Annotated in this window: 9 protein-coding genes; 6 read left to right on the top strand and 3 right to left on the bottom strand. The window is 68.8% G+C overall.

Features of this window, described 5'->3' with window-relative positions:
• Nucleotides 1-151 precede the first annotated feature (151 nt).
• From LXT23_RS06335 to LXT23_RS06325, 3 genes are all read left to right on the top strand, one after another.
• Nucleotides 152-2,272, top strand: a complete 2,121-nt coding sequence (locus tag LXT23_RS06335; RefSeq protein ID WP_253979153.1) for a putative metal-binding motif-containing protein — start codon at nucleotides 152-154, stop codon at nucleotides 2,270-2,272.
• A gap of 155 nt (nucleotides 2,273-2,427) precedes the next feature.
• On the top strand, nucleotides 2,428-3,273 hold the full coding sequence (locus tag LXT23_RS06330; RefSeq protein ID WP_253979152.1) for a hypothetical protein: 846 nt from the start codon (nucleotides 2,428-2,430) through the stop codon (nucleotides 3,271-3,273).
• Nucleotides 3,270-5,390: a putative metal-binding motif-containing protein gene (locus tag LXT23_RS06325; RefSeq protein WP_253979151.1), complete on the top strand. Its 2,121-nt coding sequence runs from the start codon at nucleotides 3,270-3,272 to the stop codon at nucleotides 5,388-5,390. Before LXT23_RS06330 ends, LXT23_RS06325 begins: the two co-directional genes overlap by 4 nt.
• A 3-nt stretch (nucleotides 5,391-5,393) precedes the next feature.
• On the opposite strand, the gene LXT23_RS06320 is transcribed toward LXT23_RS06325, so the two are convergent.
• Nucleotides 5,394-6,686 (bottom strand): chloride channel protein, encoded by a 1,293-nt coding sequence (locus tag LXT23_RS06320; RefSeq protein WP_253979150.1) that lies wholly within the window; start codon nucleotides 6,684-6,686, stop codon nucleotides 5,394-5,396.
• Nucleotides 6,687-6,908: 222 nt separating this feature from the next.
• Here LXT23_RS06320 and LXT23_RS06315 point away from each other — a divergent pair, with 222 nt between their 5' ends.
• Complete coding sequence (locus LXT23_RS06315; RefSeq protein ID WP_253979149.1) at nucleotides 6,909-7,997, top strand: SGNH/GDSL hydrolase family protein; 1,089 nt, start codon at nucleotides 6,909-6,911, stop codon at nucleotides 7,995-7,997.
• Nucleotides 7,998-8,098: 101 nt separating this feature from the next.
• Here the strand turns inward: LXT23_RS06315 and LXT23_RS06310 are convergent, their stop codons facing one another.
• Nucleotides 8,099-9,031 carry a hypothetical protein gene (locus LXT23_RS06310; protein WP_253979148.1) on the bottom strand — a complete coding sequence of 311 codons (933 nt, stop codon included), beginning with the start codon at nucleotides 9,029-9,031 and terminating at the stop codon, nucleotides 8,099-8,101.
• Between the two features lie 109 nt (nucleotides 9,032-9,140).
• Between LXT23_RS06310 and LXT23_RS06305 the strand changes: the two genes are divergently transcribed.
• Nucleotides 9,141-9,779, top strand: coding sequence for a hypothetical protein (locus LXT23_RS06305; RefSeq protein ID WP_253979147.1), 639 nt, complete (start codon nucleotides 9,141-9,143; stop codon nucleotides 9,777-9,779).
• A 68-nt stretch (nucleotides 9,780-9,847) separates the two neighbouring features.
• On the top strand, nucleotides 9,848-11,404 hold the full coding sequence (gene lnt, locus LXT23_RS06300) for an apolipoprotein N-acyltransferase (protein WP_253979538.1): 1,557 nt from the start codon (nucleotides 9,848-9,850) through the stop codon (nucleotides 11,402-11,404).
• A gap of 9 nt (nucleotides 11,405-11,413) precedes the next feature.
• On the opposite strand, the gene LXT23_RS06295 is transcribed toward lnt, so the two are convergent.
• Nucleotides 11,414-14,041 (bottom strand): hypothetical protein, encoded by a 2,628-nt coding sequence (locus tag LXT23_RS06295; RefSeq protein ID WP_253979146.1) that lies wholly within the window; start codon nucleotides 14,039-14,041, stop codon nucleotides 11,414-11,416.
• Nucleotides 14,042-14,048: the final 7 nt, after the last annotated feature.

The following is a 14,048-nucleotide window of genomic DNA, read 5'->3' as shown; positions in this document are numbered from 1 at the left end:
GAATTCTTGAATTTCGGAAGGGCCCGGGTGAGCGAGCAGGCGGAGGCGTTCACCCGGGCTGTGACATGTCCGTGGTGCTTCACTCGGGACGGGCTGGAGGGAGGGCTTCCAGGCGGGCTTCGGACACTGAGCTGGGGTAGAGTGCGCGCCCATGCGTCACGTTGCCATTGCCTCCCTGTGCGTGCTGTTCCTCGCCTGCAGCAAAGAGCAGGCGGGGGTCCCGGTCCTGATCAACTACACCTCCAACTTCACGAAGGGCTGCTTCATCGTTCGCGTGTATGACGCGGCGAAGCCGGACGTGGAGCTGGACAAGGACGAGATCACCGAACTCCCTGGACGCGCCGAGATCAAGGTGGCTGTCCTCCGGAAGGAGGGCTGGGGAGAGAAGGTCAATTTCGTCGTCGAGGCACATGAACAGACCTGCGATGGCCCCGAGGTGGACAAGGAGTCGCGGGAGCTCGACCTCAGCGGGGAGGGTCGCGCCGAAACGGTACAACTCAGCTTGGAGACGCCCGATGGGGACGGCGACGGGTACGTGCCCACGGCGAATGGTGGCACGGACTGCGACGACACGACCCGGGACATCACGCAGCGCCGGTACTACCGCGATGGGGATGCGGACGGCGTGGGCGCGGGAGCCGTCGTGTTCGCCTGCAACCTTCCGGCGGGGCACGCGCTCAGCAATACCGACTGCAACGATGCGGTGGCGACCATCCGGCCTGGTGGCACGGAGGCGTGCAACGAAGTCGATGACAACTGCGACGGGCGGACGGACGAGGGCTACGAGAGCGAGAAGCAGTGGTACCTGGACAATGACAGCGACACCTACGGCCGTATCCAGGTGGACCTGAGCTGCACGGCGCCCAGCATGAAGCATGTAAAGCGGTCGGGCGACTGCAGAGACGATGTCCCCACTGTCAACCCGGGGGCCCAGGAGCTGTGCAACGACCAGGACGAAAACTGCAATGAAGAGTTTGACGAGGGCCTGGGCAAGGGTGACAGCTGCACGGACAATGAAAGCTGCGCCGGAGTGAGGGAATGCGACGCCGCCCGGATGGGCACCATCTGCAAGACGCCGCCCCGCGCGACCTACTTCCGAGACGTGGACATGGACGGGGAGGGCGGGAGCACGACGGTGTCGGTGTGTGCCGAGGCTTCCATGCCGGTCGGGACGGTGGCCACCAGCACGGACTGCGACGACGCGGATGCGGACGCGAAGACGATGGGCTCGTCCGAGGTATGCGATGGCCTCGACAACAACTGCGCAGGTGGGGTGGACGAGGGACTGACCTGCAATGGGGCGTTGCGGCGGGTCTCCGACGCGGCCGCGAGTGGCGCCGACGACGACTGGAGGGTGGTGGCTACGGGGTCAAGCGGGTATCCGGTCTGGATTGCGGGCCTGGGCGGAAAGCTGATTCGGCGCACGGCGGCGGGGGTCGCGTTTGACAACTTCAGTCACAATGAGGGCGGTGCCAGTTGTGGCGACTATGACTGGTATGCTGCCTGGGTGAGGTCCGACGGCCACGTGCTCCTGGCGGGCGAAGGTGGTCGTGTGGCGCGGCACGATGGGTCTGGATGCCACAGTCAGGATGATATTCCTGGTGAGGCCAATCTGACTGGCATGGTCGGCTTCGGTTCGGGCGGTGGGACCAGACTATACTTGGTCAATGAGCTGGGGGACGTGTACTTCTGGGCGCCGGGTAGTGCTCCCTCAGAGGTGGATGATACCGCCCATATCTATTACGCCATCCACGGATTGGATGCGGAGCAGATATTCGTGGGCGGCAGGACCAACGGCAAGCAACACATTGTCGAGTATGACAAGGATACCCTGGGCACGCCTGTGGAACATACGCTTGCTGCCTCGGTGGACGCGAACGTGACGGCCCTGTGGATGAATTCGTCCAGTCTTGCCTATGGGGTGGGGGACTTGAGCGCCATCTGGAGGTGGACCAGCGGGACGAACTGGACCACGGTTACCCCGCCGACCTTGCCCACTGGAGGGACAGTCAACTTCACCAGCGTGGCCATGCCTTCGGGGCGCGACATCCTCTACGTCGTCGACAAGGGTCCCAGTGGCACCGATGGCCAGCCTGGCAGGCTGCACCGAAGGACGCCGGCCGGCTGGGCACGCGCTCCGGCGATTTCGCCGCGCAACGCCAGCGAGGCGTCCAGCATCGATGTGTCGCTGCATGACATCGCCATGACGTCGACGGGCGACTTCTGGATGGTGGGCAACGACGGACGCGTCTACCACTACCCGGAGCCGTAGCGCTCAGCTGTGCTGCTCCCTGGGCCCGAGTGGCCCGGGGCCGCAACGGGAGAGCTTGTTGCCACCTGGGTGCAAGAGCCGCAGGTGTTCAATTCCTGGTCCTTCCTCTTGTGGCGGTTTCTTCCAGAATTCGAGGGATGCCCTAGAGTCTTGGCATGTCCAAGGCTCGCCTGTTGGGAAGAGGCCTGACGCTCGCCGTGTGTCTGTGGCTCGTGCTGCCACTGCACACGGCCTGGGCACAGGGGCCGTTCGAACGCCATGTCGCGGAGGCCGTGCGCCTCTACGAGGACCTCGAATACGAGCAGGCGCTCGCAGTCCTTGAAAGCGCCGGTACCGTGGCCCGAGGCCCGGATGAGGAGGCCACCCTCGGCCTCTACAAGGGCATCATCAGCGCCGACCTCGGCAGATGGGATGCGGCCCGAGCCCGGTTCCGGGCCGCGCTCCAGCTCAAGCCCGATGCCCGGCTTCCCCTGAAGGTATCTCCCAAGGTGTCGCGGGAGTTCGAGTCCCAACGCGCGAAGGTCCAGGCGGAGCTGACGCGGAAGCGGAAGGTCGCGCAGTCGCGGCCCGTGATTCCAGTGCCCGAGCCGGTGACACCCGTGGAGCCGTCCCTGGAGCCGCCTCCGCCCACGGAGACCCCGGTGGCCGAGGTGGCTCGGCCGGACCTGGTGCCTTCCTCGTCAGAGGCCGCCGCGGAGGCGGAGGTCGCGGCGTCGCGGAAGCGCCGTGTGCCCGTGGTGAGCCTGGTGCTGCTGGGGGCGGGGGTTGCCGCCGGCGGCGTGGGGACGGTGTTCGGCCTCTCGTCCCGAAGCCAGCTCGAGGATGCTCGCCTGGCGCCGCAAGAGAGGCAGCTCGAGGACCTTCATGGAAAGGCGCAGAGCAGTGCGACCACGGCCAACATCCTCTTCGGCACGGCAGGATTGGCAGCGGCTGGAGCGGTGGTCACCTGGCTCCTCATGGGAGATTCAGAGGCGCCCGTGGCGCAGGAGGGTGCGCGATGAGCCGCTTGTTCCCGTGGTGCGCGGTGCTGGCGCTCGTGGGTTGCTCCGTGCCCAGCTTGGAGGAGCTCAAGAGGGAACGGCCCGAAGTCCGGGTCAACTACACCTCTGGCTTCACGAAGGGCTGCTTCGTCGTGCAGGTCGTCGACCCGGCGAAGCAGGGCGCGGAGCTGGAGCGCGACCAGGTCACTGAGCTGGATGGCACGTCCCGGTTCTCGGTGACCGTCGTCCGAAAGAAGGGCTGGGGGGAAAAGGTCACGCTCGTCGTCACCGCGCATGAGCAGACCTGCGACGGCCCGCAGGTGGACAGGAAATCGCTGGAGCTCGACCTGAGCGGCGAGGGGACGAAGCAGCCACTGGATCTGACGCTGGAGACGCCCGATGTGGATGGCGACGGGTTCGTGCCCACCTCGAACGGGGGCACGGACTGCGACGACCGGACTCGGGACATCACGCAGCGACGGTACTACCGCGACGGGGATGGCGACGGCGTGGGAGCGGGGAGCGCCGTGGTGGCTTGCACGGCTCCGGCGGGGCATGTGGCCAGCAGCAACGACTGCAACGATGCGGTCGCGAGCATCCGGCCTGGAGCCACGGAGACGTGCAACGAGGCCGACGACAACTGCGACGGGAGGACGGACGAGGGCTTCGAGGACGTGAGGCAGTCGTGGTTCCTGGATGATGACGGCGACACCTACGGCCGCAACGAGGCGGCGACGTTGAGCTGCGCGGCGCCCAGTGCGATGCACGTGCAGCGGTCGGGCGATTGTGATGACACCAACGCTGCTGTCCGTCCTGACGCCTCGGAGCTGTGCAACAACCGGGACGACAACTGCGCGGGGGGCGTGGACGAGATTTTCGCCAACAAGGGCACGGCCTGCACGGACACCGGCGATGGCTGCGTTGGGGTAGTCGACTGCAACGCCACCGGGTTGGACACCTTCTGCAAGACGCCGCCTCGGCACATCTACTACCGAGACGTGGATGGCGACGGGCAGGGCGGGACCGCGATGGTGTCGGTGTGTGGTGGGGCTTCCATGCCGAACGGGACGGTGGCCAACACCACGGACTGTGATGACTTCGATGCGGATACGAGGACGGGCGGGACCGAGGTGTGCGATGGCCTCGACAACAACTGCGTCAATGGGGTGGACGACGGACTGACCTGCAATGGGGCCCTGAGGCGGGTCACCGATGAGGCCACAGGTGGCATGGACAGATACTGGATGACGGTGGCCACGGGGGCAGGCGGGTATCCGGTCTGGATTGCAGGCCTGGGCGGCAATCTGATCCGGCGCGCGTCAGTGGGGGTGCCGTTCAGTGTGGCCACTGGCTGCGGAGACGTTGACTGGTATGCGGCCTGGGTGAGGCCAACCGACGGTCACGTGTTCCTGGCAGGCGAAGGTGGTCGTGTGGCTGAGCACACAGGCAGCGGTTGCACCCATCAGGATGATCTTCCTGGCACGGCCAATGTGACCGGCATCTGGGGCTTCGTTTCGGGCTCTATGACGACGCTCTACATGGTCAATGATGCAGGGAACCTGTACACCTGGATGCCCGGCAATGCCCCTATGGCACAGGATGATGCACCTGAAGCTTATTACGCCATCCACGCGGTGGACCCGGACCGGATGCTCGTGGGAGGCCGAGTCATCAGCACTCCAGAAAGGCAGCATATTGCCGCGTATGGCATGGGTGCTTTGGCCACCCCTGTGGTCCATACGCTCGCCAGTCCAGTGGAAGGCAATGTGAATGGCCTGTGGATGAATACGCCCAGTCTTGCCTATGGAGTGGGGGACTTGAGCGCCATCTGGAAGTGGAATGGCGCGCAGGCCTGGTCGATGGTCACTCCGCCGTCTGGGGGCCTGTTCAACTTCACCAGCGTGGCCATGCCGCCGGGGCGCGACATCCTCTACGTCGTCGACAAGGGCCCCAATGGGCCTGGCAAGCTGCAGCGAAAAACGCCGGCCGGCTGGGCGCGCGCACCGGCGCTTGCGCCGCGAAATGCCAGCGAGGAGCCCCTCGTGGACGCGGAGTTGTTCGACATCGCGATGACGTCGGTGGGCGAGTTCTGGATGGTGGGCGGCAACGGGCGCGTCTACCACTATCCAGAGCAGTAGCTCTCAGTCGCGCTCCCCGGGCCCTCGTGGCTCGGGGGCTTCCCCGGGCAGTTCCCGCAGCGGCACCAACCTCCCCAGCAGCGGCCCGCCGTGCTTCAGCCTCGCGAGCCGCTGCGCCGGGTAGATGCCCCGGTGCCCCGTGAGCAGGTACGCCACCGTGGCCACTATCGCCACGTGTGGCAGCACCGTGGCGCCCAGCAGCTCCACCGCCATGATGGACAGCGCCAGCGGCGTGTTCGCCGCCGCCGCGAACAGCGCCGCCAGCCCCACCGCCGCGCCCAGGTCCACCGGCAACCCCAGCAACCTCGCCAGCACGTTGCCCAGCGCCGCGCCGATGAAGAACAGCGGTGTCACCTCGCCGCCGAGGAACCCCGCTCCCAGTGTCACCGCGGTGAATGCCAGCTTCCACGCGAAGGCAGACACCGGTAGCGCCGGGTCTTCAAAGGCTCGCAAGATTCCAGGCACTCCCAGGCCCAGGTACTCGTCCGTCCCCGCCAGCTTCCACAGCCCCACCACCGCCACTCCGCCCAGCGCCATGCGCAGCGGCAGCCACGGCACCCGCCGCTCCGACAGCTGCTTCAGCCGGTGCGTCAGCTCCATGAACACCACCGCCACCGCCGCCACCGCCACCGCGAACACCAGCCACTTCGCCAGCACCCACGCCGTCAGCGGCAGCGCCTCCGGCACCGGATACACCGTGTGCCCGATGCCCAGCCCCCGCGTGACCAAATCACCGACCACCGCCGCCACCAGCGCGGGCAGCAGCGCCTCGTAGCCCAGGCGCCCCACCACCACGACCTCCAGCCCGAACACCGCCCCCGCCACCGGCGTCCCGAACACCGAGCCGAACCCTCCCGCGATTCCCGCCGCCAGCAGCTCCCTGCGCGTCTCGGGCCCCACCCGCAGCCGGCGCGCCACCGCGTCCGCGAGGCTGCCTCCCATCTGCACCGCCGTGCCCTCCCGGCCCGCGCTCCCTCCGAACAGGTGCGTCAGCACCGTCCCCACCAACACCATGGGCGCCATGCGCAGCGGCACCTGCGCGTCCGTCTCGTGCACCGCGTCCAGCACCAGGTTGTTGCCCCCGCGGATGGGGCCTCCCCACCGCCCGTACACTGCCCCCAGCACCAGCCCCGCCACCGGCAGCCCGTACACGAGCCACCCGTGCCCCTCCCGGAAGCGCGTGGCCTCGTCCAGCAGGTACAGGAACACCGCCGACGCCACGCCGCACACCGCGCCCACCAGCCCTCCCAGGAGCAACCACTGCGTCAGCGCTCTGGCCCCACGGGAAAGGTTCACTGCGACCCACTCCGGTCCTGATGAAACACGATGAAACACCGCGTCAAACATTGCGTCGCGTCAAACATAGAACATCTCGCCACCACGACATGGGGTCTGTTTATACCCTGGCTTTCTGACTTAGTGCGTTATTCAGGTTTTGGGGTGATTGGCGAATCAAGAGCGTGTACCTTGCGCGCTCCCCCACAAACCCCCCTAGGGGAAACAAACAAGGAGCGGGGCATGTCCTTCCGTCTCAGCGGGCAGTCCATCGTCGCGATGTGCGCGGCGTTCACGGTCGGTGGCAGCGCGATGGCCAGCACCATCAACCAGAACGTCTCGTGGACCATCGACCGGTCCACGGCCACCACCAAGTACCGCGTGGTGGCGTACGGCGACTCCATCTACGCCGGCTACAACGGCGGCCTCAGCTCCGTGGCCCGTCGCGCCGCTCCGACGGTGCAGGGCGAGTACCTGGCGCAGAAGTGGAACGCGGACATCGAGGTCTATCGCCGCACCAAGTCCGGCGCCAAGGCCGACGACATCTACAACAACAAGATTGTCTCCGAGCGCTCGTACATGCAGGCGGCCAACACGCGCGTCGTGATGTTCGAGATGTGCGGCAACGACTACCTGCAGGCCCGCAGCGCCTTCACGGACCAGACGGGCACCTGTAGCTACGCCGGCCTGGAGAGCGCGCTGGCCGCCTGCACGACGTACACCGAGCGGGCGATGCAGGCCATCAACCAGTACGCCACCACCGCGAAGGTGAAGATCGTCTCCAACATCTACTACCCGGGCTTCGCCGCGGACAACGTACAGACCGCCTGCCGGGACTCGGTCACCGGGCAGACCATCAACAAGCAGACCAAGTTCCTGCCGCTGCTGGCGCGCAGCAACTGGCGGACCTGCAACCTGGCGGCCCGCTACGGCTTCCAGTGCGCGGACTCGTTCGCGGAGATGATGGGCGCGGAGTACGACTCCAACGGCGACGGCCAGATTGACTCCGAGGCCCTCCGCTACCGCGCGGGCGAGACCGAGGACGCGTACGTCACGCGCATCTCCTCCACGCTGCGCTCCACGCTGCGCGACGCCAACACGCACTTCGTCAACGCCAGCACCAGCTACGACTACATCCAGTCGGACAACACGCACCCGACCTACTTCGGCACCACCGTCAGCGTGGGTATCTTCGGCGGCACCGGCTCCGGCACGGCGGCGCCCCAGTTCACCGACGCGCAGATGCCCGGTGGCAAGAACCCCGAGTGGAACAAGAACGGCCACGACAAGATGGGCTGGGAGTCCTCGAAGTTCAATCCCGCCACGCCGTGATGCCCGCACCCGCGCACCGCGGGTGAGCGCAGCGACAGGGCCTCCGACCTTCTACTGGGGTCGGGGGCTTCGTCGTTTTCGGACGGGCGGCCTCGCGCCGCTCAGTAGCCCACGAGGATGCGCAGGGCGAGCAGCGCCAGCAGCACCACGTAGTAGGCGAACCGGTTCAGCCACTCGGCGCCGCGCCGCACACCTCGTGCGTAGGAGGGCGTGAGCCATGCCGCCGCGAAGGAGACCCCCTCCACCAGCGCTCGGAGGAAGCAGGCGACGAGCAGGAAGTTCACGAACACCTGCGCGTAGTCACGCCCGAACGAGCGCAGCCAGGCCGCGAGCCCGTAGCTCTGGTACTCACCGAAGGGGCTGCCGTAGGTGATGCGCTGGCTGAGCTGGAAGAAGATGCCCGTGGGCAGCATGGGGAAGAGCACCAGCTTGCCCACGAAGTGGTACCAGCGCCGACGCCAGAACGCGTGCCGCACCTGCGCATAGCGCATCAGCGGGTGCGCGCGTGCCGTCTCCAACCGGGGCACGTGCCGGCCGAGCGCCGTGAGCAGCGGCACCGGGTCCTCCAGCTCCAGCCCGTAGCCGAAGGCGCGCCCCGACTTCATGAGCAGCGAGAGCCCGGGGCCCGGCAGCGGCAGCCTCCAGGGGCGCACCGACTCCACTGCCTCGTAGGGAATCTCCAGCCGCGCTCGGCTGCGCAGGGTGAGCACCAGGTGGGCGCCATCCACCTCCGCCGTCGCTCGGGTGCTCCAGCGGAGCACCGTGGAGAGGAGCCACGGGAGTGGCACTCCAAGCCCCAGGCCCCACACCAGCGGTCCGGGCGGGAGGGGGTATTCGCCCGGGAGGAGGGCGTCCAGGACGAGCCAGCCGCTGAAGAAGAGCAGGCAGCCCAGCATCCCCCCCCGCGCCGCCACGCCGATGCCCCGTAGCAATGGGGACGCGGCGTGCACCGTGAAGCGCTCGGGGGCGGGCGCGCTGTCTGGAGTCGTGACCGAGGGTGAGTCGGAGGCCGTGGCGGTGGACGTGGGACTCATGGGGGGCGAGCGAGAGGGGCGGGCGGCGTCGACCGGTGGGGGCCGCATTGCCTCGGGGGAGGGCGCTCCGTAGCATACGCAGCCCGATGGTTCGCGGGCGAGGGCGCGCATGAAGCCGCAGCATCCAGCTCCACAACGGCGCGTCGACAGCGACGGCGTCACGCACATTGCTCCCGAGCGCTCTGGCAGTGGCCTGGGCCTCTGGCTCGTGGGTGGTGCGCTCGCCTTCACCGTCGTGTGCGTCGCGCTCAGCGTGTGGTGGCTCTCCACCGACGTGGAGGTGGCGGAGACGCCCTTCGAGGCGCCTCCCGCGGTCGTGGCCGCGCCTGCGCCGGTGGCTCCTGCTCCGCGCCGTGTCGCCCCGCGTCCGCAGCCCGTGGCCGCTCCGGCTCCCGAGGTGGCGGAGACCGTCACTCCCCTTCCCGTCGATGAGCCGGAGCCGCCGTACACGGGGCCCACGGGGACGCAGCTCTACAAGGCCGGCACCAAGCCGCTGAAGCGCGGCATCGTCGTGCCCGACGACTTCAACCTGCCCGACGGCTACGTGCGGCACTACCAGTCCACCGACAACGGGCAGCCCGTGGCCGCCATCCTCATGTTCCATCCGGACTACGCGCCGAACGACGAGAGCGGTCAGCCCATCCCGCTGCCCGAGAATCGCGTGGTGCCCGTGGAGATGGCGCCTCCGGGCCTGCCCATCCAGATGCTGGAACTGCCCGAGGGCGCCGAGGCCGGGGCCTCTCCGTGACAGACGCGGGAGCGGGGCGCTCGCGGCGCCTCGGTGTGGCGGTGCTCGGCGTGGTCGCCACCACGGTGATGCTGGCGCTGTACTCGGGCCTGCGGATGCCGTGGACGCTGCTGGGCTGGGTGGGGCTGGTGCCCTGGCTCGCGGTGGTGGACCGGGCCCGCTCGGCGCGTGAGTCATTGGCGTTGGGACTGGCGCTCGCGGCCGCGTTCTCCGCGGCGGTCTTCGGCTGGTTCGCTGGCTCGGTCCAGGCGTACTCGCAGGCGCCGCTCTGGGTGTGCTGGCTGGCGCTGCTTCTGATGGCTCCCGTGGTGCAGCTCCAGTTCCTGCTCGCGGCGGTGGCTCGGTACTTCGCTCGGCGAGTCATGGGAGCGCGCATGGCGTGGCTGCCTCCGGTGGTGACCGCGCTCGTGTACGTGGGCGTGGAGTGGTTCGCGCCGAAGCTGTTCGCGGACACGCTCGGGCTCGGGCTCGTGTCCCAGGAGTGGCTGCGGCAGGGCGCGGACCTCGCCGGAGCTCCGGGGCTCACGCTGGTGCTGCTGCTGGTGAATGAGTGCGTGCTCGCGGCGCTTCGTTCTCTTCGTGTTCCTTCCTCGCGTCGGCGTGCGTGGGTGCCGCTGGCGCTGGCTTCGGCGCTGGTGCTCGGGCTCACGGGGTATGGCGCGTTCCGCTACTCGCAGGTGAGCGAGGCCTCGCGGCGCGAGGGCGGGCTGGTGGTGGGCGCGGTGCAGGCCAACATCACCAACTACGAGAAGCTGAAGGCCGAGCGCGGCACGTACGAAGTGGTGCGGATGATTCTCGACACGCACTACGCGCTGTCCGACACGCTGCTGCGCTCCGGCCCGGTGGACCTGCTGGTGTGGCCGGAGACGGTGTACCCCACCACCTTCGGCGTCCCTCGCAGCGAGGCGGGCGCGGAGCTGGATGCGGAGATTGCCGGCTACGTCGCCCAGCGCGGAGTGCCGCTCGTCTTCGGCGCGTATGACCTGGAAGGGGAGACCGAGTTCAACGCCGCCATGTTCCTGGGGCCCTCCGCCCAGGGCGACAGGCTGGAGCGCACCGCGTACCGCAAGACGATGCTCTTCCCGCTGACGGAGTGGGTGCCGGACCTCATCGACACTCCGACGCTGCGCGAGTGGCTGCCGTGGACGGGACGCTGGAAGAGGGGCCCCGGGCCGAAGGCCGTGCACTTCCGGCTGAATGGCGGGCGCTCGCTCACCGTGGCGCCGCTCATCTGCTACGAGTCCATCTTCCCCGCGTTCGTCGCCGATGGCGTGCGCCAGGGCGCGGAGCTGCTGCTCACGCTGTCCAATGACTCGTGGTTCTCCGGCACGCCCGCGCCCCGCCTGCACCTGGCGCACGCCGTCTTCCGCAGCGTCGAGACGCGCCGGCCCCAGGTGCGCGTGACGAACTCGGGCATCTCCGCGCTCATCGACGCCACCGGCACCGTGGTGGCCGAGGTGGAGGACAACCAGCGCTCCGGCCTTGCGATGCGGGTTCCCGTCACCGCGCCGCTGTCGTCACTCGCACTGGCGTGGGGGGACTGGCTCGGCCCCGTGGCGCTCGTGCTCGCCGGGGCGTTGCTGGGGGGCGCGGTGCTCGCTGGCCGCCGGGGGCGCGGGTCCTGAGACGAGAGGCTACGCGTCTTCTTCCTCGCGGAAGGAGTCGACGCTCGGTCCGTCGAGCCCGCTGGCCGCGGTGAAGATTTCGCCATCCCCGTCCGCTTCGTCAGCCTCCTCTCCGCGCAGGAGCGCTTCCACTCCCGTGCGCCGGGTGGGGAGCCCCACCTCGTCGAGCACCTCGGCGGCGTTGACGTTGAGCCCCCAGAAGGACTCGTTCCCCACGAGCGTCTGGAGCACCTCGCGCTGGGCGCTGGAGAGCTCGTCATCGCCTCCTTCCGCGAACGCGACGGCGAGCGCCGCGCGCGCGACTCCGAAGACCGAGCTCGGGTCCGCCTCGGACAGGGCCTGGAGGAGCGAGCCCAGGTGCCGTGCCCGCTCACTGGAGGGAAGCAGCGTGAGCACCACGGCCGGCTCCGTGTGCCCCTCCTTCACCTGCTCCACCAGCACCGCCACCGCCCTGTCATTCTTCGGGAGGTGGAGCCGCAGCCAGCTCATGGCGGCCTCGCCCCGGACGTGCGCGTCCTCCGAGCCCAGCGCGCGTTCGAGCGCCGCACGGCTGGCGTCGGTGGCCGGGTGGAGCGACAGCAGCCGGGCGGCGTCCTGGTGGAGCTCCGAGCTCGCCGGGCCTGTGAGCCGCGTGCACAGCGCGCTGGCGGCACGCGCGTCGTCCGTGAGGCCGAGGAGATACATCGCGGCCTCGCTCACCTTCGGGTTCGCATGTCCGGCCAGCCGGACCCAGGCCTCCACGGTGTCCACCAGCGCGAGCAGGAAGGGGCCATGGGCGGGCTCGAGGTCCGCCTTCTCCAGGGCCTTGGCGGCCTGGGCCGGCTTGTTTCCCTTTCGCTGGCGGAAGGCCTTCTTCAGCGTGTTCGCGGCGTCGAGGTCGTAGTCGCGGGTGCCGACCTCCGCGAGGAACGAGAGCAGCCGCCCGAGTGCCGCCTCGTTCTGGAGGTTCGCGGCGATGGCGCACAGGAACGGGAGCACCGGACCGGCCAGCTCCGAGACGGTGCCCTGGTGGTACAGGTCATTGCTCAGCGCGTCGAGGCCGTGCTGGACAGCCGCCGGGTGGTCGAGGGCGATGATGCGCAGCAGGTTGGGGACCTGCTCCGGGTCGAGGCCGAAGTAGGAGTCGAAGTCCTCCCACTTCACGCCCATGGCCTTCTTCAGGAAGGGAGGGACGGGGCTTGCTTGCAGCTGGGCGATGAGCGGCAGCAACGTCCCGACGTCCGCCGTCGCGACGAGCGCGAGTCCGTCGACGTCGAGCTCCGTCCCCTTCGCTCCCGCCGGGTGCAGGGTCCACCGGCCGGAGAGCTCCTCGCCGTCGGCGCCGCCCTCGGCCACCACGGTGCCATGCTCGTCGAAGGCGCGTCCGCGCCCCTCGGCCGGCAGCAGCTCCGTCCGCAGCCGGCCCTCGTCGTCGAAGCAACGGACGCTGACGAGCTCGTCCTGGGCATTCGAGCGCTCCTCTTGCCAGATGCGCTCCGGGAGCTTCCCCCATCGCGCGATGGACTCGCCCGATGGGAGCGACTCCACCTCGCTGAAGCCTTCCGGTTGGTCGTAGCGCCGACGACGGACCCGGCGGCCCGTCTCGTCGAACCAGGCCTCCTCCTCCTTCTCGCCGCCCTCATCCGGGCCCCAGTAGTCGCATTGCCAGCGCGGGCGCCCTCCCTGGAACTCCACCACCTGGAGGCTACCCTCCAGCTCCCCGTCCGCGTCTTCTCCGGTGAGCTTCCACAGCTTCCAGGTCCCCACCGGCCCCTGCTCCCGGTCCATCCTTCCGGCAATCCATTGCTTCCGGGCAGGGACCCAGACCGCTTCGGTGGGGAGTTGCTTCGGACGCTCGGGCCGCGTGTCCTCGTCGAGAGGGTGGAAGGGCTCACCGGGTGGGAGCGCGAGGAGCCGCTTCGCCAGCTCCGGCGGGCCTTCGAGCGCGGCGTGCAGCGCGGCGCCGGGCTCATGTCCGAAGCCCAGCGACAGCAGCGCCTCGACGGCCGCGGTGTCCCCTTCCGTGGCGGCGTGAATCAGGGGGTTGCCGTCCGGCTGGAAGTCGGGGGACCGGCTGCCCACGGTCATCCGCTTCTCGGAGTGGTAGCGCACCACCACGGGCTCGCCCTGCAGCGTCCAGTGCCGATGCAGGCCCTTGAACCCGCCCTGGCCGTCGAAGAGGCCCGTCTTCCACGCGTCCGCTTCGTCGGTGAGGTAGGTGTCCTCCGGGAGGCTGGCGGGCCTCGCTGGAGCCGGCTTACCTGCCAGCGTCAGGGGCTGGCCCGCCTCGCCGAGGAACTGGATGAAGCTCTGCCAGCCATCCTCGTACCGCATATGGATCCGCCGGATGACGGGGGGCAGCTCGGGGTTGAGCTCGTCGGTGGGCTTGTCGGTGAGGTGGAGCATGAGCTCGACAGCCCGGCCCTGTTCGACTCGCTGCTCCGCGGAGATGGAGCCGTCGGGGTGGTACCGCACCGAGCGCCCGTGCTCGACGTCCTGCTGGTAGTCGCTCTCTTCCTGGAGCGAGCCCGCCTTCCGCCAGAAGCGCCAGCGGCCATGCCGCTTCCCGCCGACGCGGGGGCCTTCGGCCCACTGGTTCGTTTCGGTGAGGTACTCGGCGCCGGTGGGGACGGTCTTTGGACGGGCGGGGGTGGCCATGATGCCA

The organism is Pyxidicoccus xibeiensis, assembly GCF_024198175.1.
Lineage (GTDB): Bacteria > Myxococcota > Myxococcia > Myxococcales > Myxococcaceae > Myxococcus > Myxococcus xibeiensis.
This window is presented reverse-complemented; position numbering and strand designations above follow the sequence as displayed.